The organism is Vibrio sp. SCP2, from assembly GCF_059295395.1.
This window is the reverse complement of record NZ_JCAFVV010000002.1, coordinates 143,183-162,585: the sequence shown is the minus strand read 5'-3', so window position 1 is coordinate 162,585 and position 19,403 is coordinate 143,183. Positions and strand designations below refer to the sequence as shown.

Here is a 19,403-nt window from a genome sequence, read left to right as displayed (position 1 = left end):
TTGTATTGTTAGTTCTGATTGGATATTAGGTATCGAGTAGAGCTTCACCTAATCCCGCCGCATATAGCTTCTTACTAATCCGGTTAAGTGCTTCCGCGTGTTTTGGCTCAACCACTAAGGTGCCCTTACTTTTCAGCACATCCATCATGGCTTCAACACAGTTAGCGTCATTATCAACACCATCTAATTTGGAGCGGATAAACTGGAACCAGTCTTCATCCATTTTCTTCTTCACTTTGTCGATAACTTCTTGGCTAACGACTTCGAACTGTTGGCGGTTGTCAAAAGAGTCCTGATTGGTCCGCGCTATATCATAAACGATATGCGCTTTTTTCTTCGCGATAAGCATACCGGGAATATTGAGCTGCAGCTCTGCAATCTGTCCATTACTCATTTTGAGGAAGAATTTGATATCTTTGTAACCACTACTATCAGGGGCTACATTGTGTTGCTCTAGATTACTGCCCCCTCGCGCTAGCTGATAGCGATCTTTCAGCGCTTTTTGGTGAGTAGCGACCGCTTTAAATTCTTCCGTACCACAAATAAACAACTTAGCACTCTGAAGGTCACGGAAACTTTTGACTTTAACAGTGATGCGCGCACAGTCTTTCAAATCTCCAACATCATTTGCTCGCACTCGTGTGGTGATTTTCGCTAATGCTCCGCTGTAGCTTTTAATCCCTCCATAGGCACCAGGAGGAAAGCTCACCTCAGCGCCGAATGCGACTTTCAGCCTTTCTGCAAATGTATTGAGCTCAACCTGCGCTTGGATTATCTCTTTAAACATCAAAAATAGCTGCTTACGTTTCAGTTTGGCATTGGCCACTTGGTTTTTACCGTGGAAATCCATCGCCTTAGTATTCAATACCTGTTTACCTGCTGCATTGGTTTCTAGGTACTGAGATAGGTCTTCATCAAGGTACTCCACTAAATGGGCATCGTCGGTAAGGATATCGTGCATGAGTTTGCACATTTTGCCTTCTTCAGTCTCTTGGAAGCTCTTCGACTTTAACTGAGCGCGCAACTCAGCCAAGCTTGACTGATATTCGGTTTGATTGACAAGCCGAAACCCTTGCGAAAGATGGGCGGATTGGTTGATTCTTTTTAAAACTTCAGCTTTGACTTTTGCGACATCTCCAACCGTCATTTTCTTCGTGACAGCACCACCCAAAGCTTCACTGCCCACTGATGCGACTAATGTATCTGCCATTAATCCAACTCCTTCTATAACGTCACGCTTGCGCGTATGGTTTGCACGGCAACTCATTCATAATATTGATTAAAGAAGATAATTGAACTTATAGACAGCGCAAGTGATGAGATTGAGATAAAGATCAGCAATTTATATTCGAATAGAGATAGTGGGTACAAAAAAGCCAGCGAACGCTGGCTTTAGAAAGGGACTTACGCGAGAGTCGCGTTAATGTCAGCTAAGACCGCCGCTGGATCGGCTGCTTGAGTAATCGGGCGGCCAATCACTAAGTAGTCAGACCCTGCTTGAATCGCATCAACTGGCGTCATAATTCGTTTTTGGTCACCAACCGCTGCGCCTACCGGGCGAATGCCAGGTGTCACCAGTTTAAACTCTTTACCTAGCTCGTTCTTAAGCATTGAAGACTCTTGTGCTGAACAAACCACACCATCTAGACCTGAGTTTTTGGTCAGGTTTGCTAGGCGAATAACCTGCTCTTGTGGCGCAATGTTTAAGCCAATGCCTGCTAAATCACTTTGTTCCATACTAGTTAGCACTGTCACACCAATGAGTAGCGGACGATCTTTACCATACGGTTCTAGGATCTCGCGAGATGCTGTCATCATGCGCTCGCCACCACTGGCATGTACGTTTACCATCCACACACCAAGCTCTGCCGCAGCGCGAACCGCTTTAGAACAAGTATTTGGGATATCGTGGAACTTAAGATCTAAGAACACTGAAAAGCCGCGCTTGTGCAATTCTTTGACGAAATCAGGACCAAATAGCGTAAACATCTCTTTACCTACTTTTAGTCGGCATGAGCTTGGGTCAATTCTATCTACAAAAGCGAGTGCATCAGCTTGGTTATCGTAATCAAGTGCAACTATTACTTTTTGGTCGATCATTTCATCTCCTAACTTACTTTAAACAAATCGAAAAAAAGCAGCGGGATCACCGCTGCCATTTTGTGATGGGATTACCCCATAAAAACTATTCACCATCCAATCCTCGGATTGGCTTGATCGTCCCCCACCCTTTACATGAAGGGCAGTGCCAATACATGGAATGGGTCGAGAAACCGCATTTACGACATCGATAGTGAGGCTTAACCTTAAGCTGTTCCCCTACCAGTTTCTGCAGTGTACCAAGACTAGCCTTAGCTCTACCCTCTTCTGCCTCAGCTAAATGGTAGTCCATCAGGCGATAAAAGCCTTTCATGGTCGGGTTTTTAACCAGCTGACGAGTCAACAGCTCCTGAGCAGCACCAGCGCCATCATGTTGTGCGACAAGTTGTGCAAGCATCAACTCAGCAGATACTCCCGCTTTGTTAACAATGCACTGGCGCAAGAAATTCAGTAATTCGTCTTCTTGACCCAAGTGATGATAACACTCTGCTAAGGTAGGTAACACTTCACTGACAAAGTCACTGTCTTGCTCTAATACCATCTCCATATACTTGATGGTATTGTGGTAATCTTCGTCATCTAAATACAACTTACCTAGAGCAATACTGGCACGGACACACTTTGGATCTTCAGACAGTGCTCGCTTAAAGTTCTGCATCGCGACAGCATGATTGCCGTCTGCTTTTTCTTGCATCGCCAGCTCACACCAAAAGTGTCCAATACTGGTTCGCATCCTTTTGCGTCCCATCTTGACCAACAAAGACGCATAATGAATGGCTTTGTTCCACTCACGTGTCTGCTGATAAATCGCGACAAGTTGTTGTAAAGCCGCTTCACGATGATCCGGCTCTTCAACCAACTGCTCAAAGATTTTTTCCGCACGGTCAAGGAAACCTGACGCCATATAATCTTTTGCTAGCTGCTGAAGCGCGATGTTTTTCTGGTCAATCGTCAAACCAGATCGGGAAATTAAGTTTTGGTGGATACGAATGGCGCGATCAACTTCACCTCTAGAACGGAATAAGTTGCCTAGCGCTAAGTGGGTATCGATCGTTTCATTATCAACTTGAAGAAGTTCGATAAAGTGATCAACGGCCTTGTCAGATTGATCTGACAAAAGAAGGTTCAAACCCGTCACATACTGACGTGATATTTGGTTTGATTGTTTCTGCTTGTCTTGCTGGGCACTTCGATTACCCATATACCAACCGTAAGCGGCGGCAATTGGCAATAACAAGAAGAGAATTTCTAACATCAAGTAACAGCCTACCTAATACAACTTTAAGCTTTACCTTGGCTTGCTTCACTCACTGACGGAGATAACTTGTTAAGCTGCTTCTTCAGTTTACGCACCTGCAACTTAGATTTAAGGTGCAAGCTGCCGAAAATGATCCATGCTACTGCGAAGCCACCAATAAACACGCCACCAAGCAACGTAGACAGGTGGAAGTCACCTTGAGCAATTAGATAATTGAAATTAACGACTGCCTGATTTTGAGAGCCTAATGCCAATGCAATTAAGAATAGGGCCAGTACAAGAACGATTTTTATAATTTTCATAGTCCATCACCTAAGATAAGTTCTGCCGTTACGATTATGCAGTAAAAGCTACAAACAAACCATGGTTATCTCGGTTATTCCAATGATAAAAAAGCGGCATACGCTATGTATGCCGCTTTTTTATCAGTCTTTTACAAATATCTAACCGATATTCACTCGCTCACGTAACTCTTTACCTGGCTTGAAGTGAGGAACGAATTTTCCTTCTAGCTCCACTCGGTCGCCTGTTTTAGGGTTACGGCCAACACGAGGCTCGCGGAAGTGTAAAGAGAAGCTACCAAAGCCACGAATCTCGATTCTGTCACCACTTTCTAGTGTCGACGCCATATGCTCTAAGATATCTTTTACAGCATCTTCTATCTCTTTCGCTGAAAGGTGCGTCTGCTCTGCGCACAGTCTTTCAATCAATTCAGACTTAGTCATAGTTGCCCTCGTAGAGTAATTTATCACTTATTATAGTAAGTAATACCAGTTCCAACAAACACTTGCTTTCAATTTTAGACAATAATTGAGCAATATGTGTAATGAAAAATTGCTTTTTTTAGAACACTTTGAAGAAATTGGTATTACTACTAGTGATCAATCGAACATAAAAAAGGAGCCTTTCGGCTCCTTTTTCTTAAAAGCGATTTAATTATTCGCCTTTAGCTGCTTTGAAAGCGTCAGCCATAGCGTTACCGAATGAAGCATCGTCTGCTTTGTTCAGTGAAGCCATTGCTTCTTGCTCTTCAGCTTCGTCTTTAGCTTTGATAGATAGGTTGATTACGCGGTTCTTACGGTCTACACCTGTGAACTTAGCTTCAACACTGTCACCAGCGCTTAGGATTAGAGAAGCGTCTTCTACGCGGTCACGAGAAACTTCAGAAGCGCGGATGTAACCTTCTACGCCTTCTTCAAGTTCGATAGTTGCACCTTTAGCGTCAACAGCAACAACAGTACCGTTAACTAGAGTGCCTTTCTTCTTCTCAGCAACGTAAGCGTTGAACGGGTCGTTTTCCATTTGCTTAACGCCTAGAGAGATACGCTCACGCTCAGCGTCTACTGCTAGTACTACTGCAGAGATTTCGTCGCCTTTCTTGTACTCACGTACCGCTTCTTCACCAGCAACATTCCAAGAAATGTCAGATAGGTGAACTAGACCGTCGATGCCGCCTTCTAGACCGATGAAGATACCGAAGTCAGTGATAGACTTGATCTTACCAGTAACTTTGTCGCCTTTAGCTTGCGCTTCAGCGAAAGATTGCCATGGGTTAGCTTTACACTGTTTTAGGCCTAGAGAGATACGACGACGCTCTTCGTCGATTTCAAGAACCATAACCTCAACTTCGTCGCCAACATTAACAACTTTAGATGGGTGGATGTTCTTGTTAGTCCAATCCATTTCAGAAACGTGTACTAGACCTTCAACGCCTTCTTCGATTTCAACGAAACAGCCGTAGTCAGTTAGGTTAGTAACGCGACCAGATAGTTTGTGACCTTCTGGGTAACGCTTAGCGATTGCTACCCATGGATCTTCGCCTAGCTGCTTAAGACCTAGTGATACGCGAGTACGCTCACGATCGAACTTAAGAACTTTAACTTGGATCTCGTCACCAACGTTAACGATCTCAGAAGGGTGCTTAACGCGCTTCCAAGCCATGTCAGTGATGTGTAGTAGGCCGTCAACGCCACCTAGGTCTACGAATGCACCGTAGTCAGTAAGGTTCTTAACGATACCTTTAACTTCTGCGCCTTCTTGTAGAGTTTCTAGAAGCTCATCACGCTCAACGCTGTTCTCAGACTCGATTACTGCACGACGAGAAACAACTACGTTGTTACGCTTCTGGTCAAGTTTGATAACTTTGAACTCTAGCTCTTTGTTTTCTAGGTGAGCAGTGTCGCGGATAGGACGCACGTCTACTAGTGAACCTGGAAGGAAAGCACGGATACCGTTTAGTTCAACAGTGAAACCGCCTTTAACTTTACCGTTGATGATACCAACAACAGTTTCAGCTTCTTCGTAAGCCTTCTCAAGTACGATCCAAGCTTCGTGACGCTTCGCTTTCTCACGAGAAAGTTGAGTCTCACCGAAACCGTCTTCTACAGCGTCTAGAGCTACGTCTACTTCAGAACCAACTTCAACTTCAAGTTCGCCAGCAGCGTTCTTGAACTGTTCAGCAGGGATTGCAGACTCAGACTTTAGACCAGCGTCAACAAGAACGAAACCGTTCTCGATAGCTACTACAGTACCTTTAACGATAGTACCTTGTTGGAATTCAGTCTCGTTTAGAAACTCTTCAAAGAGTTGAGCAAAAGATTCAGTCATTTATTTAATCTTCAATAAATTAAACGTCCACGGGTGTCCTACCGCGTGGGGTTATTAAATTCGCCAGTCATCATCCTTGCGACCAACGCTCTTACCTAGCCGCCTAAGCGACTAGCTTCGATTCGATATATTGTAGTGCTTTTTCTACCACTTCGTCGATACTCATCGTAGTAGAATCTAGCAAAAGCGCATCCTCAGCAGGGCGTAATGGAGCCACTGGGCGGTTACGATCTCGGTCGTCACGCTCTTGGATCTCGCGCAAAAGGTCGTCAAATCTAACATCTAACCCTTTGCCTTGCAACTGTTTAAGGCGGCGCTGAGCGCGTTCTTCAGCGCTTGCGTCTAAGAAAATTTTCGCTTCAGCCTCAGGGAAAACAACCGTGCCCATGTCACGACCGTCAGCAATCAAGCCCTGCCCTTCGGCAAATGCTCGTTGGCGACGCAACAAAGCCTCACGCACTCGCGGTAGTGCTGCAACTTTTGATGCTGCCATACCCGTTTCTTCTTTGCGTAGCTCTCCGGAGACGTCTTCGCCTTCAAGGATCACTTTAACTAGGTCACCTTCAGCGACAAATTGAACATCAAGGTGAGTGGCGAGCGGAACAAGTGCATCTTCAGACTCTAAGTCCACGCCATGGTGGATTGCAGCAAGTGCAAGTACGCGATAGATCGCGCCAGAGTCTAATAGGTGGAAGCCTAGCTTGTTCGCTAAAATCATACAAAGAGTGCCTTTACCCGCACCACTCGGTCCATCAACGGTCACAACCGGTGTATGAGACGACATGTTTTACTCCGTGTTGGTTGCAGATCAACGCTCAAAGCGTAGACCTTAATTCGGCGACAAATTATAGAGGGAAACGCTATTTGGTTCTAGGCGGGAATGACAGTAATTGGAAAAAAGAGCGCTGATGCGCTCTATCGTAACTAAATAGCAAATTACAGTTGGATCCGAGATTGATTTTTGGCAACAATTGCAGCGCCAATTCCTTTCACTTCGGTTAAAGACTCTGCACTGGCAAACTCACCATGTTGCTTTCGATGCTCGACGATCGCTTGAGCTTTCTTTATGCCAATTCCATTGAGTAAATCTGCCAACTCCTGCGCACTAGCGGTGTTTATGTTCACCGTAATTTCAATGCCGTCATACTTGGGATCAGATTTAACATCGTTGGCAATAGAGAAAGGCGCAGCACATATCAGTGCCGCAATGAGAATGATCTGTTTTAGCATATTGGCTTCCTTGTTTATTGGGGGATTTGCTCAGCATACGTTTAAACGCCAACCTGCCTATCAGAGACCACTAAAAACAAAACGGACTGCAGGAGCAGTCCGTTTTAAGATATGTATCAATTACACAAACTGTGCTTATTGAGTCACAACGTAGTACTCGATATCAATTGTTTTACGCAAGATATTGATTAGGCCAGATAGGTCTTGTTGAGCATTAACCTGCGTCAATTGAGAGCCGATTTGCTGGTTGTATTGAGGGTCAAAATCCGACGCAACTTTTGTCAGTTCAACCACAACGATATCACCATTCAGATCTTTCGCTTGAGCAAAGCCAACTTTGCCTTCTTCTGGTTTTGTCATCGAGAACACAACATCAGCAAGTGGTGAGCTGCGGTCAAGTGTTTCTACTTCATCAAAAGCCAAACCATTTTCACTAAGTAGCTCTTGCTTACCTTGCTTTAATTCTTCAACCAGATTTTTTGCTAGTTCAATAGCCGTCTGCTCGCCCTTAACATTCGCCAGTGCTTTAACCACATCACTACGAACATCTGCTAAAGGAAGTACTGTTTCATCGCGGCTATCTTCAACACGAACTACCACGATATGCTCAGGAGCCACTTCAATCGCTTCTGAGTTTAGGCCGTCTTCTTTCACTTCAGGGCTAACAATCGCTTGCAATACAGCAGGCGTTTTCAGCAGTTCCGGAGCATCACGCTCTGAGATAAAGTCAGTAGTTTGAATCTTCGCGCTGATAGCTTTAGCTGCATCATCCAGCGAATCTGGGTATTCAAACGCCACTTTCTCTAGCTCGCTTTGCAGCTCGTAGTACTGATCGATCGCTTGCTGATCTTTAAGCTCTTGCTTAATTTCCGCAGCAACTTCTTGATATGGCTTAGCTACAGAATCTTTTAGCTCATCAAGCTTGATAATGTGGTAACCGAACTCAGACTTAACTAAACCTGTTGTTTCACCCACTTTAGTTAAAGCAAACGCCGCTTCTTCAAATGTTGGGTCCATCACGTCACGTTCAATCCAACCTAAAGAACCACCTTCAGAGGCACTACCAAAGTCATCCGATTTCTCTTCCGCTAGCGTAGCGAAGTCAGCACCAGTATTAAGCTCATCAAGAATTGCTTGAGCTTTCGCTTCATCATTACCTTCAACTAGGATATGGCTTACACGACGTTGCTCTTCCGAAGAGTACTTATCTAGATGCTCTTGGTAGTATTGCTTAGCTTGCTCATCTGAGATTTCAATCGAATCTTTAAGCTGCTGAGCTGACAACTCAATGTAGGCTACTTTCACTTGTTCTGGACGCGTATAACGCTCAGGGTTTTGTTTGTAGTAGTCGTTAATCTCTTCTTCAGACAGCTCTGCTTTCGCTGCAAAATCCGCGAGAGATAGCGTTACTTTTTTGATATCGCGAGTTTGAGTCAGAAGCTTGCTTTGCGCTTCAACTTCACCCGGTAGAGAAAAGTCACTGCCTTGAATTGCTGTCAATAGCTGATTTCGAACTAGGTCACGACGTAGGTACTCAGCAAAACTCTCTGCCGAAAAGCCTGCACGACGAAGAGCGGTTTGATAGATGTCTTGGTCAAACTTACCGTCAACTTGGAACTGAGGCATTTCTAGAATCAGCGTACGTACTTGCGTATCACTTACACGTAGACCTAAAGATTCTGCGTGTTGTTCTAGAAGTAAGTCATTCACCATGCGGTCAAGAACAGATTTACGGAAAGACTCTACATAGCTTGGGTCAGCCAGTAGGTTCGAGAAGTAATCGCCCAATTGCGCTTGCATACGATTACGTTCGTTTTGGTAAGCTTGTTCAAACTCACCACGACCAATTTCCACATTGCCTACTTTCGCTGCTGAGTTGTTTGAACCGCCCACAATGTAGCTGCCCACACCTGCAAATACGAAAGATAGGATGATAAGTCCTAGGATAATTTTAACCGCGATGCTGTTAACGCCTTCGCGTAATCGGTCCATCATACTTAAACTACTCTCCGCTTATGCACCGTACTTAAGCCCTACAGCTGTGCACGATACACTTCATTAAAATAAAAATTGAATAGCGCGATAATACCAGAAAAAGAAATGCGCATCAGTATGATGCGCATAATTTAAAAAGGTTCGAAAAAATCCGCCTAACTGGCGATTTTTTGATTAGTTACAAGAGTCTTTCAGAGCTTTACCAGCTTTGAACGCAGGAACTTTAGCTTCTGCGATTTGGATCTCTTCACCAGTCTTAGGGTTACGACCTGTGCGCGCTGCACGAGTACGTACGCTGAATGTACCAAAGCCAACTAGAGCAACTTGGTCACCAGACTGTAGAGTGTCACCTACTGCTTCGATGAATGCGTCTAGAGCACGACCAGCAGACGCTTTTGATAGATCTGCATTTTCTGCGATTTTTTCTACTAATTGTGTTTTATTCACTGTGATTCCCCTTTGTGCCACCTGATTTTATTTTTGTCGGTAGCTTTACGTTCCATTTCATTTCAAATTAGCGACAAACCCTTATATTACAAGGCTTGAAGCTATAGTCGCTAAAGTTAGCGCCCAAAAAAAACGCTGACAAGCCTTTTTATGCTTATCAGCGTAATCTTTTACTTATTTTTGCTGCACATCACTATTTTACGGCTGCAAACTCGACACCTGACGGCTCTTTTTCTAATGCAACTTTCAATACTTCATCGATCCATTGCACCGGAATAACCTTCAGATCTGCAATAACATTATCCGGAATCTCTTCTAGATCACGTTCATTGTCTTTCGGAATCAGTACCGTTTTGATGCCACCACGGTGTGCTGCGAGCAGTTTTTCTTTCAAGCCACCGATCGGAAGAACTTCACCACGCAGGGTAATTTCACCCGTCATCGCCACTTCGGCTTTTACAGGGTTACCCGTTAAGCTTGAAACAAGAGCAGTACACATCGCAATACCTGCACTTGGACCATCTTTTGGCGTTGCACCCTCAGGCACGTGGACGTGAATATCGCGTTTTTCATAGAAATCTGAGTTAATGCCTAGTTTCTCGGCGCGCGAACGGACCACTGTCATTGCCGCTTGAATCGACTCTTGCATCACATCGCCTAGAGAACCGGTTTGCGTTAGCTTACCTTTACCCGGCATGGCTTCAGTTTCAATCGTCAATAGGTCACCGCCTACTTCCGTCCAAGCAAGACCTGTAACTTGACCAATGCGGTTGCTGTCGTCAGCTTTGCCGTAATCAAAACGCTGCACACCTAAGTATTCTTTCAGGTTGTCCATCGTCACAGTCACGCTCTTCAGGTCTTTATCCAACAGGATGTTCTTCACTGCTTTACGACAGATCTTAGAAATCTCACGCTCTAGGCTACGTACACCCGCTTCGCGCGTATAGTAACGGATAATGCCGATAATTGCTGAATCTTCGATCTCTATCTCGCCAACCTTAAGACCGTTGCGCTTAATTTGCTTCTCAACTAAGTGACGCTTAGCGATATTCAGCTTTTCATCTTCTGTATAACCAGATAGACGAATCACTTCCATTCGGTCTAATAGTGGGCCAGGGATGTTCATTGAGTTCGACGTCGCGACAAACATAACGTCAGACAGATCGTAATCCACTTCTAGGTAGTGATCGTTAAACGCGTTGTTCTGCTCTGGATCAAGCACTTCCAGTAATGCTGACGATGGGTCTCCACGCATATCTGAAGACATCTTATCGATTTCATCCAGTAGGAATAGCGGGTTTTTCACACCAACTTTCGACATTTTCTGGATCAGCTTACCTGGCATTGAACCAATGTAAGTACGGCGGTGGCCTCGGATTTCCGCTTCATCACGTACGCCACCCAGTGCCATACGCGTGTATTGACGACCTGTCGCTGCCGCAATAGAGCGACCCAGAGAGGTTTTACCAACACCAGGAGGACCAACAAGACATAGGATAGGACCTTTCAGCTTGTTGATACGGTTTTGAACCGCTAAGTACTCAAGGATACGTTCCTTAACACGCTCTAGGCCGTAATGGTCTTCGTTAAGCACCTCTTCCGCTTTGGCTAGATTTTTCTTAACTTTAGAGCGTTTAGCCCAAGGCACACCAAGCATCCAGTCGATATAGCCACGTACAACCGTCGCTTCTGCCGACATAGGAGACATCATTTTCAGCTTTTGCAGCTCTTGCTCTGTCTTCTCACGCGCTTCTTGAGGCATCTTAGAATCGAGGATCTTCTGCTTCAGAGTTTCGAACTCATCGACGCCATCTTCGCTTTCACCCAGCTCTTTCTGAATCGCCTTCATTTGCTCATTCAGATAGTACTCGCGCTGGGATTTTTCCATCTGCTTTTTCACGCGAGTGCGGATACGCTTTTCAACTTGAAGCAAGTCAATTTCAGATTCCATCTGTCCCATTAGGAACTCAAGACGCTCTGTCACGTCTAGAATCTCAAGCACATTCTGCTTTTCTGCCAGTTTAAGCGGCATATGCGCGGCAATGGTATCCGCGAGACGAGCAGCTTCATCAATTCCGTTTAGCGAAGTCAGAACTTCTGGCGGAATCTTCTTGTTTAGCTTGATGAAGCCTTCAAATTGGTTGATAGCGCTGCGCACGATAACTTCTTGCTCACGCTCATCTAACTCAGAAGTGGTTAGATACTCTGCATCAGCAAAGAAAAATTCGTTTTCAATAAAATGGTTAATTTTCGCGCGCTGCTGACCTTCTACCAGCACTTTAACTGTGCCGTCAGGAAGTTTCAGTAGTTGCAGGATTGTCGCTACGGTACCAACTTCAAATAAGTCCGCTTGAGTTGGCTCATCAGTATCCGCTTCTTTTTGGGCTACCAACAATACTTGCTTGTTGTTGTCCATTGCCGCTTCTAGGCAAGCAATAGATTTTTCACGTCCAACAAACAATGGAATAACCATATGCGGGTAAACGACTACATCTCGTAGAGGTAGTACGGGGATCTCGATACGTTCGGAACGTTCCAAGTTCATATTATTCTCTCTTCCGCTTTGTCCTATGAGCAGTATATGGGGGCTAATTGGTTGGATTCAATGAAAGAATAAAAAAAAGGGAGTAATTGATTACCCCCTTTCTACGTACATTAATTTATGTGAATCAGATTATGATTCTGCACCTGCTGCTTGGTTGTCAGAGTTGCTGTAAATAAGCAGTGGATCAGATTCACCCTTAATTACTGACTCGTCGATGACAACCTTGCTTACGTCATCCATTGATGGCAGTTCATACATGGTTTCAAGTAGAACGCCTTCAAGAATTGAGCGTAGACCACGAGCACCTGTTTTACGCTCCATCGCTTTCTTAGCAATTGCGCGTAGTGCATCTTCACGGAACTCTAGCTCAGAATCTTCAAGCTCAAACAACGCTGCATACTGCTTAGTTAGCGCGTTCTTAGGCTCACATAAGATTTGAATCAGTGCGTCTTCATCAAGTTCAGTTAGCGTCGTTGTAACTGGTAGACGACCAATGAACTCAGGAATCAGACCGTACTTAACAAGATCTTCTGGCTCAACTTGAGAGAACAATTCACCGATAGTGCGTGTTTCGTCTTTAGAGCGAATATCTGCACCAAAGCCGATACCCGTGCCTGTCGCAACACGTTGTTCAATCACTTTATCTAGGCCAGCAAATGCACCACCACAAATAAATAGAATCTTAGAAGTATCTACTTGTAGGAATTCTTGCTGTGGATGCTTACGACCACCTTGCGGCGGTACTGAAGCAACCGTACCTTCAATCAATTTCAGCAACGCTTGCTGAACGCCTTCACCTGACACATCGCGTGTAATAGATGGGTTCTCAGCTTTACGAGAAATCTTATCGATTTCATCGATGTATACGATGCCGCGCTCTGCTTTCGCTACGTCGTAGTCACATTTCTGAAGAAGCTTTTGAATGATGTTTTCAACGTCTTCACCCACGTAACCCGCTTCAGTTAGCGTTGTCGCATCAGCCATTGTAAATGGAACGTCTAGGAAGCGAGCTAGTGTCTCTGCTAATAGCGTTTTACCACTACCAGTAGGACCAATGAGTAGAATGTTACTCTTACCAAGCTCAACACCTTCACTGGTGGTGTCCCCATTACGTAAACGCTTATAGTGGTTATAAACGGCTACTGCTAACACTTTCTTAGCGTAATCTTGGCCAATCACATAGTCGTCAAGGTGTTCACGAATCTCTCTTGGCACAGGTAGTGCTTCAGATTGTTTTTTCGGTAGAACATCTTTGATTTCTTCGCGGATGATGTCGTTACATAGATCGACACATTCATCACAAATGTAGACTGACGGACCAGCGATTAACTTGCGAACTTCGTGCTGGCTCTTGCCGCAGAAAGAGCAGTAAAGAAGCTTACTACTACCGCTCTCTTTGCTTTTATCTGTCATTCGCTAACCTCTTATTAGCTTTCACTGTCTTGCTTTGAGTTTATATCAATTTTGACCAAATTTCGCCTGCATCTTTTGGCGAAATGGTATTACTCTTTGTGATGAGTCAAAACTGAGTCAACCAAACCGTACTCTACCGCTTGATCTGACGACATAAAGTTGTCGCGATCTGTATCACGCTCGATCACTTCTAGAGGCTGACCTGTGTGCTCTGCAAGCAACTTGTTTAGCTTCTGTTTAATAGTCAGAATTTCTTGAGCATGGATCTGAATATCCGACGCTTGACCTTGGAAGCCACCTAACGGTTGGTGAATCATCACACGAGAGTTTGGCAATACATGACGCTTACCAGGAGCACCACCAGCAAGGAGGAATGCACCCATAGAGCAAGCTTGTCCCATACATACTGTGCTTACGTTTGGTTTGATGTACTGCATTGTGTCATAAATAGACATACCTGCAGTCACGCTACCGCCCGGTGAGTTGATGTAGAGGAAGATATCTTTATCAGGGTTTTCTGACTCTAGGAATAGCAGCTGAGCAACAACTAGGTTAGCCATTTGGTCTTCCACTTGGCCTGTCAGAAAGATGATACGTTCCTTAAGCAAACGAGAGTAAATATCGTAAGAGCGCTCACCTCGGGAAGTTTGTTCAACCACCATTGGTACTAGCGCGTTTAGGATTGGCGACATTGCATTTTTTTCTTGGTAGCTCATATTCTTATGTCCCTAAAATAAATGGCCCGGATGATACTTATCATACGGACCATTGTTAGCAGAATAGTTAACGCTAAGTCAACCTTGTAAGCACTTTATTGCTTATTACGCTGCTGGCTGCTGGTTCATTAGCTCGTTGAAGCTAACTTCTGTTTCAGAAACCTGAGCTTTAGCGATGATTGCATCAATAGCTTGCTCTTCTAGAGCAACGTTGCGCATGTTGTTCATCATCTGCTCGTTTTGCTCGTAGTAAGCAACAACTTCTGTTGGATCTTCGTATGCAGTAGCCATTTCTTCGATAAGTGCTTTCACTTTCTCATCGTCAGCTTTTAGCTCTTCAGACTTGATTACTTCACCTAGTAGAAGACCTACAACTACGCGACGCTTAGCTTGCTCTTCGAAAAGCTCACGTGGAAGCTGCTCAGCTGCTTCTGGGTTGCCACCGAAACGTTGTGCAGCTTGCTGACGTAGAGTACCGATTTCTTGATCGATTAGTGCAGCAGGTACGTCGATTTCGTTTTCTTTAACTAGACCGTCAAGCGCTTGCTCTTTGATACGGTTCTTAACAGCTTGCTTAAGCTCACGCTCCATGTTCTTACGAACTTCAGCTTTAAGAGCGTCAACGCCACCTTCAGCAACACCGAACTTAGAAACGAACTCGTCGTTTAGTTCTGGAAGCTCACGCGCTTCAACTTTGTTTACTTTGATAGAGAATTTCGCAGCTTTACCTTTTAGGTTCTCTGCGTGGTAATCTTCTGGGAAAGTTACGTCGATTTCGAATTCCATACCAGCAGTTTTGCCTGCGATACCGTCTTCAAAACCAGGGATCATACGACCTGCGCCCATTTCTAGAGGGAAGTTCTCAGCTTTACCGCCTTCGAACTCTTCGCCGTCGATAGAACCAACGAAATCGATAGTAGCGCGCTTGCCTTCTTCAGCCGCTTCTTCTACTTCAACCCAACCAGCTTGTTGCTTACGTAGAGTTTCGATCATCTCTTCAACATCAGCGTCTTGAACTTCAGTTGTTGGTTTTTCAACAGTGATGTTCTCTAGGCCTTTTAGCTCAACTTCTGGGTAAACTTCAAAAGTCGCGTTGAATACTAGGTCTTCACCTTCTTTAGTCTCAACTGGAGCGAAAGTTGGTGCGCCTGCTGGGTTGATTTTCTCTTTAACGATCGCTTCGATGAAGTGACGTTGCATTACTTCACCCATTACGTCTTGACGTACTGCTTTGCCGTACATCTTCGCAACCATTTTTAGAGGCACTTTGCCTTTACGGAAACCATCGAAACGACGGTTTTTTGCGATGTTGCGTAGTTCAGCTGTTACAGCATCTTCGATGTTTGCAGCAGGAACAGTAATGTTTAGACGGCGCTCTAGGCCCTCTAGCGTTTCAACAGTAACTTGCATTATTCATTAACCTCAAAACTGGCTCAGATAACTGAGCGTATGTGCCCTAATCAACAGGAAAAGGACCCATCCTTGTTTGTACTCTATGAGTACTCTTGTAAATCGAGTATCGATAACCGAGCAATTCAATTATCGGACTAATTAGCGATATCCTTTCGAGCTAGTTGTTTAGAATCTAGTCCGGTAAAGGTATCTCCGATTAGCCTCAGGATAAAAATTTAGACGCAGCATTCTACCGAGCAGATCGGTAGCTGTCGAGCCGATCCCCACGATCACTGCGGGATTACCCTAAAAACTCACTTAACTGCTAAAAAAAACATCAATAAAGCAGTCTTTGTTTCCAGAAATGGGGACATTAATGCCTTTTTCAAGAGAAACTAATGTTTTTTTTCATTTAAAGATCAAAACAAGATCTAAGTCCGGTTTTATCCCTCAGTTTACCGCGCAGAGTACACACATTTGTAACAAAAACCTTTACGCTATGGATGTTTAAGGAAGTTTCACAGGAAAAGTGATGTTAACGTTCAGGCGCAGCAAGTTTTATCTGCTCATACTCTACCTGTTCACCGTTCTTGTCGGTTCGAGCTGGATATGGAATTCAAGCGAAAGCCGCCAATTTTCAATACACAAAGAGCAGCTTGAACGTTTTGCAGAATTTATTTCGAGTAAGCTCGATAAGTACGCGCACTTGCCTCAGCTGATTGCCAAAGATAAAGAGCTGATCGCAGCGCTGCAACACCCACACAATAGCGCTCAAATAGAGCTTACCAATCGCTACCTTGAGCAAGTAAACGAAACCATTCAGTCGACAGACGCATACTTGTTAGACGAGTTCGGTAATACCATCGCTTCAAGCAACTGGAATCTTGAGCGTTCGTTTCTTGGCCGTAACTATGCTTGGCGCCCCTATTTTTCCAATGCGATTCAAGGTAAGCCAAGCCAATATTTTGCCTTAGGCTCCAGTTCGAAACAGAGAGGGTATTACTTTTCTTACCCGGTGACTTATGCGGCGGAGATCATTGGCGTTATCGTTATCAAAATGGATCTCACCTCTATCGAAGCGAACTGGCAAAACAGAACCAACACCTTTGTTGCCACTGACAGCTACAACGTAATTTTCATGTCGAGCAATGATGATTGGCTATTTAAAAGTCTAACAACATTATCAGAGGCGCAAAGGCAAACCATTCTTAACAGTCGCCAATATTTAGATTCACCCATACGCTCTTTTGGCCTAGATGGCGAGTTGGATTTGCCTCATACCGAGCTTAGCAACCCACTTGCTTCTGGTTTCGAGAACTCATATTTAGTTTCATCACGCCCACTCACCAAGCACGACCTGACGTTGCGCGTACTCACTCCAAAAGCGACTTTGCTCTGGTCTACACTGAGTTTCTCTTTGGTAGTGACCCTGTTGTTTGTCATCGCTTATCTTTCACTACAGCTCACTTATCAACGTCACCTGAAGAAACGCCAGTTCGAGCAGTTGCAGTCAGAAGCAAAGCAAAAATTGGAATTCTTGGTCATGGAGAGGACTTCAGAACTGCAAGCAGAGATCCATGAGCGCAGCAAAACAGAGTACGCTCTACGCCAAACCCAGGATGAGCTAATTCAAGCGGCTAAACTCGCCGTACTCGGTCAGATGTCAGCTAGCATTAGCCATGAGCTAAACAATCCACTCGCGGCAATTCGTAGCTTTGCTGACAATGGCCGACGCTTTTTAGAGAGAGATAAGTATGACCGCGTTGATGATAACTTGTCGCGCATCTCAGCTTTGACTGACCGCATGGCAAAAATCAGCAATCAGCTACGTTCATTTGCACGTAAAAGTGACAGTAACGAGGTCAGCCAGCTCGATGTTGTGCCACTGATTATCGCCGCTAATGAGTTACTGGCACCACAGTTTAAATCTAAACAAGTTGCGCTTGAGATTCAGCTCGAACAACCTTTACCTGAAGTGGAGCTGAACCCCATTCAATTCGAGCAAGTGCTTATCAATCTGATGACCAATGCGATGCAAGCCGTCGAAGATCAAACACAGCGTCAGGTCGCCATTTCAACCTCAGTAGGCGGCAAAGAGCTGTGTATATTTGTCGATGACAATGGTCCGGGAATTGACAGTAACAAGCAGCAGTCACTGTTCGAGCCTTTTTATACCACCAAGAAAAACGGATTGGGCCTTGGACTGTCGATTTCGCAGCAGATCACCCAAGCTATGGGTGGCACACTTCAGGTTTCGACGTCCCCAATGGGCGGGGCGCGATTCGCTATCTCTCTGCCAATTAAAGAATAACGAGGAATGCAGATGTACGATGTAATCTTCATTGATGACGAAAGTGATATTCGCCTTGCGATAGAGCAGAGTTTTGAACTAGAAGAAATTCCAGCGCGCTTTTTTGCAAGTGCCGAAGAAGCGCTGCTCGCGATTAAACAAGATGGTTTACCAAAAGTCGTGATCACGGATATCTGTTTACCCGGACTTTCCGGCGAAAATATTCTATCGAGTATTTTGCACCAAGACCCTGATATTCCGGTGATCCTCATCACCGGGCATGGCGATATTTCTATGGCAGTAAACGCCCTAAGAAACGGAGCCTATGACTTTATCGAGAAGCCATTTCCAATCGATCGCCTGATTGATACAACGCGCCGAGCATTGGAGAAACGTGACTTAACGATAGAGAACCAAGAGCTCAAACGTAGCCTGAAAGCGAGTCAAACTCTTGGTCCTAGGATTATTGGTGATACGCCCTCGATTCAAGCTCTGCGCGATACCATAGTTCATATCTCTGACACCAATGCAGACATACTGCTGTTTGGAGAAACGGGAACCGGTAAAGAACTCTTCGCTCGCTCTATTCATGAGCAGAGCCCGCGTAGAGATAACAACTTCGTCGCCATCAACTGTGGTGCGGTGCCTGAAAATCTAATTGAGAGCGAACTATACGGTCACGAAAAAGGCGCCTTTACAGGGGCTGATGTTAAACGCGTAGGTAAATTTGAGCATGCTCAAGGGGGAACACTATTCTTAGACGAAATCGAGTCTATGCCTCTGCAAGCGCAAATTCGTTTGTTACGCGTATTACAAGAGCGCGTTATAGAGAGAGTTGGCTCCAATGAGCTTATTCCGATTGATATTCGCGTTATCGCAGCCACTAAGGTCGACTTAAAGCAAGCCGCCGAACAAGGGACATTTCGTGAAGACCTCTACTATCGACTCAATGTTGTCACCCTAGATTTACCACCCTTGCGACAACGTAAAGAGGATATCCCTACTCTATTTCACCACTTCTTACTGGTTGCTGCTTCGCGTTATGGTAAGTCAGCGCCAGCGATTGAATCTCAGCAAATTCATCAGCTCATGAGCCATGACTGGCCGGGCAACGTACGTGAGCTAAGGAACGCAGCTGAACGATTTGTCCTGCTTGGCAGGCTATCTCAGTTTGGTTCTGATGGCGCGGAGCATAGTAACCGAGAGTTAGGCTTAGCCCAACAAGTTGCTGAATTTGAGAAAAGCTTGATTGAACAAGCACTCAACCAGAATGAAGGCAGCATTAAGAAGACGATGGATCATTTGCAACTTGCCCGCAAAACCTTATACGACAAAATGCAAAAATATGGCTTAGATAAGAGTAACTACAAAGGTGAATGAACTATTCACCTTTAGTTCATACTTGACCGC

The 19,403-nt window shown here is 44.8% G+C and carries 16 protein-coding genes; 2 read left to right on the top strand and 14 right to left on the bottom strand.

The genetic code is table 11. The annotated features are described in order from the left end of the window. Positions 1–25: 25 nt before the first annotated feature. The 14 genes from AC5O63_RS08680 to tig form a co-directional block, all read right to left on the bottom strand. Entirely contained in the window at positions 26–1,210 is a 1,185-nt protein-coding gene (locus AC5O63_RS08680) for a hypothetical protein (RefSeq protein WP_494504666.1), read from the bottom strand. Positions 1,211–1,404: 194 nt separating this feature from the next. After that, positions 1,405–2,100, bottom strand: a complete 696-nt coding sequence (pyrF, locus tag AC5O63_RS08675) for an orotidine-5'-phosphate decarboxylase (protein ID WP_494504665.1) — start codon at positions 2,098–2,100, stop codon at positions 1,405–1,407. Between the two features lie 85 nt (positions 2,101–2,185). Continuing rightward, complete coding sequence (lapB, locus tag AC5O63_RS08670) at positions 2,186–3,355, bottom strand: lipopolysaccharide assembly protein LapB (protein ID WP_004743674.1); 1,170 nt, start codon at positions 3,353–3,355, stop codon at positions 2,186–2,188. Between the two features lie 26 nt (positions 3,356–3,381). Then, positions 3,382–3,660: a LapA family protein gene (locus AC5O63_RS08665; protein WP_004743675.1), complete on the bottom strand. Its 279-nt coding sequence runs from the start codon at positions 3,658–3,660 to the stop codon at positions 3,382–3,384. 141 nt (positions 3,661–3,801) lie between these two features. Beyond that, positions 3,802–4,083 carry an integration host factor subunit beta gene (ihfB, locus tag AC5O63_RS08660; RefSeq protein WP_004748547.1) on the bottom strand — a complete coding sequence of 94 codons (282 nt, stop codon included), beginning with the start codon at positions 4,081–4,083 and terminating at the stop codon, positions 3,802–3,804. A gap of 211 nt (positions 4,084–4,294) precedes the next feature. Next, positions 4,295–5,965 (bottom strand): 30S ribosomal protein S1, encoded by a 1,671-nt coding sequence (gene rpsA / locus AC5O63_RS08655; protein ID WP_004748546.1) that lies wholly within the window; start codon positions 5,963–5,965, stop codon positions 4,295–4,297. 103 nt (positions 5,966–6,068) lie between these two features. Beyond that, on the bottom strand, positions 6,069–6,749 hold the full coding sequence (gene cmk, locus AC5O63_RS08650) for a (d)CMP kinase (RefSeq protein WP_494504664.1): 681 nt from the start codon (positions 6,747–6,749) through the stop codon (positions 6,069–6,071). Positions 6,750–6,901: 152 nt separating this feature from the next. Further along, positions 6,902–7,195 (bottom strand): ComEA family DNA-binding protein, encoded by a 294-nt coding sequence (locus AC5O63_RS08645; RefSeq protein ID WP_004748544.1) that lies wholly within the window; start codon positions 7,193–7,195, stop codon positions 6,902–6,904. A gap of 135 nt (positions 7,196–7,330) precedes the next feature. After that, positions 7,331–9,190: a peptidylprolyl isomerase gene (gene ppiD, locus AC5O63_RS08640; RefSeq protein ID WP_494504663.1), complete on the bottom strand. Its 1,860-nt coding sequence runs from the start codon at positions 9,188–9,190 to the stop codon at positions 7,331–7,333. 174 nt (positions 9,191–9,364) lie between these two features. Continuing rightward, positions 9,365–9,637: an HU family DNA-binding protein gene (locus AC5O63_RS08635; protein ID WP_004414742.1), complete on the bottom strand. Its 273-nt coding sequence runs from the start codon at positions 9,635–9,637 to the stop codon at positions 9,365–9,367. Positions 9,638–9,830: 193 nt separating this feature from the next. Further along, positions 9,831–12,182 (bottom strand): endopeptidase La, encoded by a 2,352-nt coding sequence (lon, locus tag AC5O63_RS08630; RefSeq protein ID WP_486787586.1) that lies wholly within the window; start codon positions 12,180–12,182, stop codon positions 9,831–9,833. Between the two features lie 129 nt (positions 12,183–12,311). Further along, complete coding sequence (clpX, locus tag AC5O63_RS08625; RefSeq protein ID WP_004748541.1) at positions 12,312–13,595, bottom strand: ATP-dependent protease ATP-binding subunit ClpX; 1,284 nt, start codon at positions 13,593–13,595, stop codon at positions 12,312–12,314. 89 nt (positions 13,596–13,684) lie between these two features. Then, entirely contained in the window at positions 13,685–14,311 is a 627-nt protein-coding gene (gene clpP / locus AC5O63_RS08620) for an ATP-dependent Clp endopeptidase proteolytic subunit ClpP (protein WP_004748540.1), read from the bottom strand. A gap of 105 nt (positions 14,312–14,416) precedes the next feature. Continuing rightward, positions 14,417–15,721 carry a trigger factor gene (gene tig / locus AC5O63_RS08615; protein ID WP_004748538.1) on the bottom strand — a complete coding sequence of 435 codons (1,305 nt, stop codon included), beginning with the start codon at positions 15,719–15,721 and terminating at the stop codon, positions 14,417–14,419. Between the two features lie 514 nt (positions 15,722–16,235). Between tig and AC5O63_RS08610 the strand changes: the two genes are divergently transcribed. Next, positions 16,236–18,014, top strand: coding sequence for an ATP-binding protein (locus AC5O63_RS08610; RefSeq protein ID WP_494504662.1), 1,779 nt, complete (start codon positions 16,236–16,238; stop codon positions 18,012–18,014). Between the two features lie 12 nt (positions 18,015–18,026). Then, a complete protein-coding gene (locus tag AC5O63_RS08605) occupies positions 18,027–19,373 on the top strand; it encodes a sigma-54-dependent transcriptional regulator (RefSeq protein WP_367937602.1) in 1,347 nt (448 codons plus the stop codon). Positions 19,374–19,403: the final 30 nt, after the last annotated feature.

What these genes read in the sequence shown, in the direction of transcription:
- AC5O63_RS08680 (WP_494504666.1), bottom strand. Translation starts at nt 1,210, where the DNA reads ATGGCAGATACATTAGTCGCATCAGTGGGCAGTGAAGCTTTGGGTGGT.
- lon (WP_486787586.1), bottom strand. Translation starts at nt 12,182, where the DNA reads ATGAACTTGGAACGTTCCGAACGTATCGAGATCCCCGTACTACCTCTA.
- clpX (WP_004748541.1), bottom strand. Translation starts at nt 13,595, where the DNA reads ATGACAGATAAAAGCAAAGAGAGCGGTAGTAGTAAGCTTCTTTACTGC.
- ihfB (WP_004748547.1), bottom strand. Translation starts at nt 4,083, where the DNA reads ATGACTAAGTCTGAATTGATTGAAAGACTGTGCGCAGAGCAGACGCAC.
- rpsA (WP_004748546.1), bottom strand. Translation starts at nt 5,965, where the DNA reads ATGACTGAATCTTTTGCTCAACTCTTTGAAGAGTTTCTAAACGAGACT.
- tig (WP_004748538.1), bottom strand. Translation starts at nt 15,721, where the DNA reads ATGCAAGTTACTGTTGAAACGCTAGAGGGCCTAGAGCGCCGTCTAAAC.
- lapB (WP_004743674.1), bottom strand. Translation starts at nt 3,355, where the DNA reads ATGTTAGAAATTCTCTTCTTGTTATTGCCAATTGCCGCCGCTTACGGT.
- cmk (WP_494504664.1), bottom strand. Translation starts at nt 6,749, where the DNA reads ATGTCGTCTCATACACCGGTTGTGACCGTTGATGGACCGAGTGGTGCG.
- pyrF (WP_494504665.1), bottom strand. Translation starts at nt 2,100, where the DNA reads ATGATCGACCAAAAAGTAATAGTTGCACTTGATTACGATAACCAAGCT.
- AC5O63_RS08610 (WP_494504662.1), top strand. Translation starts at nt 16,236, where the DNA reads ATGTTAACGTTCAGGCGCAGCAAGTTTTATCTGCTCATACTCTACCTG.
- AC5O63_RS08665 (WP_004743675.1), bottom strand. Translation starts at nt 3,660, where the DNA reads ATGAAAATTATAAAAATCGTTCTTGTACTGGCCCTATTCTTAATTGCA.
- AC5O63_RS08645 (WP_004748544.1), bottom strand. Translation starts at nt 7,195, where the DNA reads ATGCTAAAACAGATCATTCTCATTGCGGCACTGATATGTGCTGCGCCT.
- ppiD (WP_494504663.1), bottom strand. Translation starts at nt 9,190, where the DNA reads ATGATGGACCGATTACGCGAAGGCGTTAACAGCATCGCGGTTAAAATT.
- AC5O63_RS08605 (WP_367937602.1), top strand. Translation starts at nt 18,027, where the DNA reads ATGTACGATGTAATCTTCATTGATGACGAAAGTGATATTCGCCTTGCG.
- clpP (WP_004748540.1), bottom strand. Translation starts at nt 14,311, where the DNA reads ATGAGCTACCAAGAAAAAAATGCAATGTCGCCAATCCTAAACGCGCTA.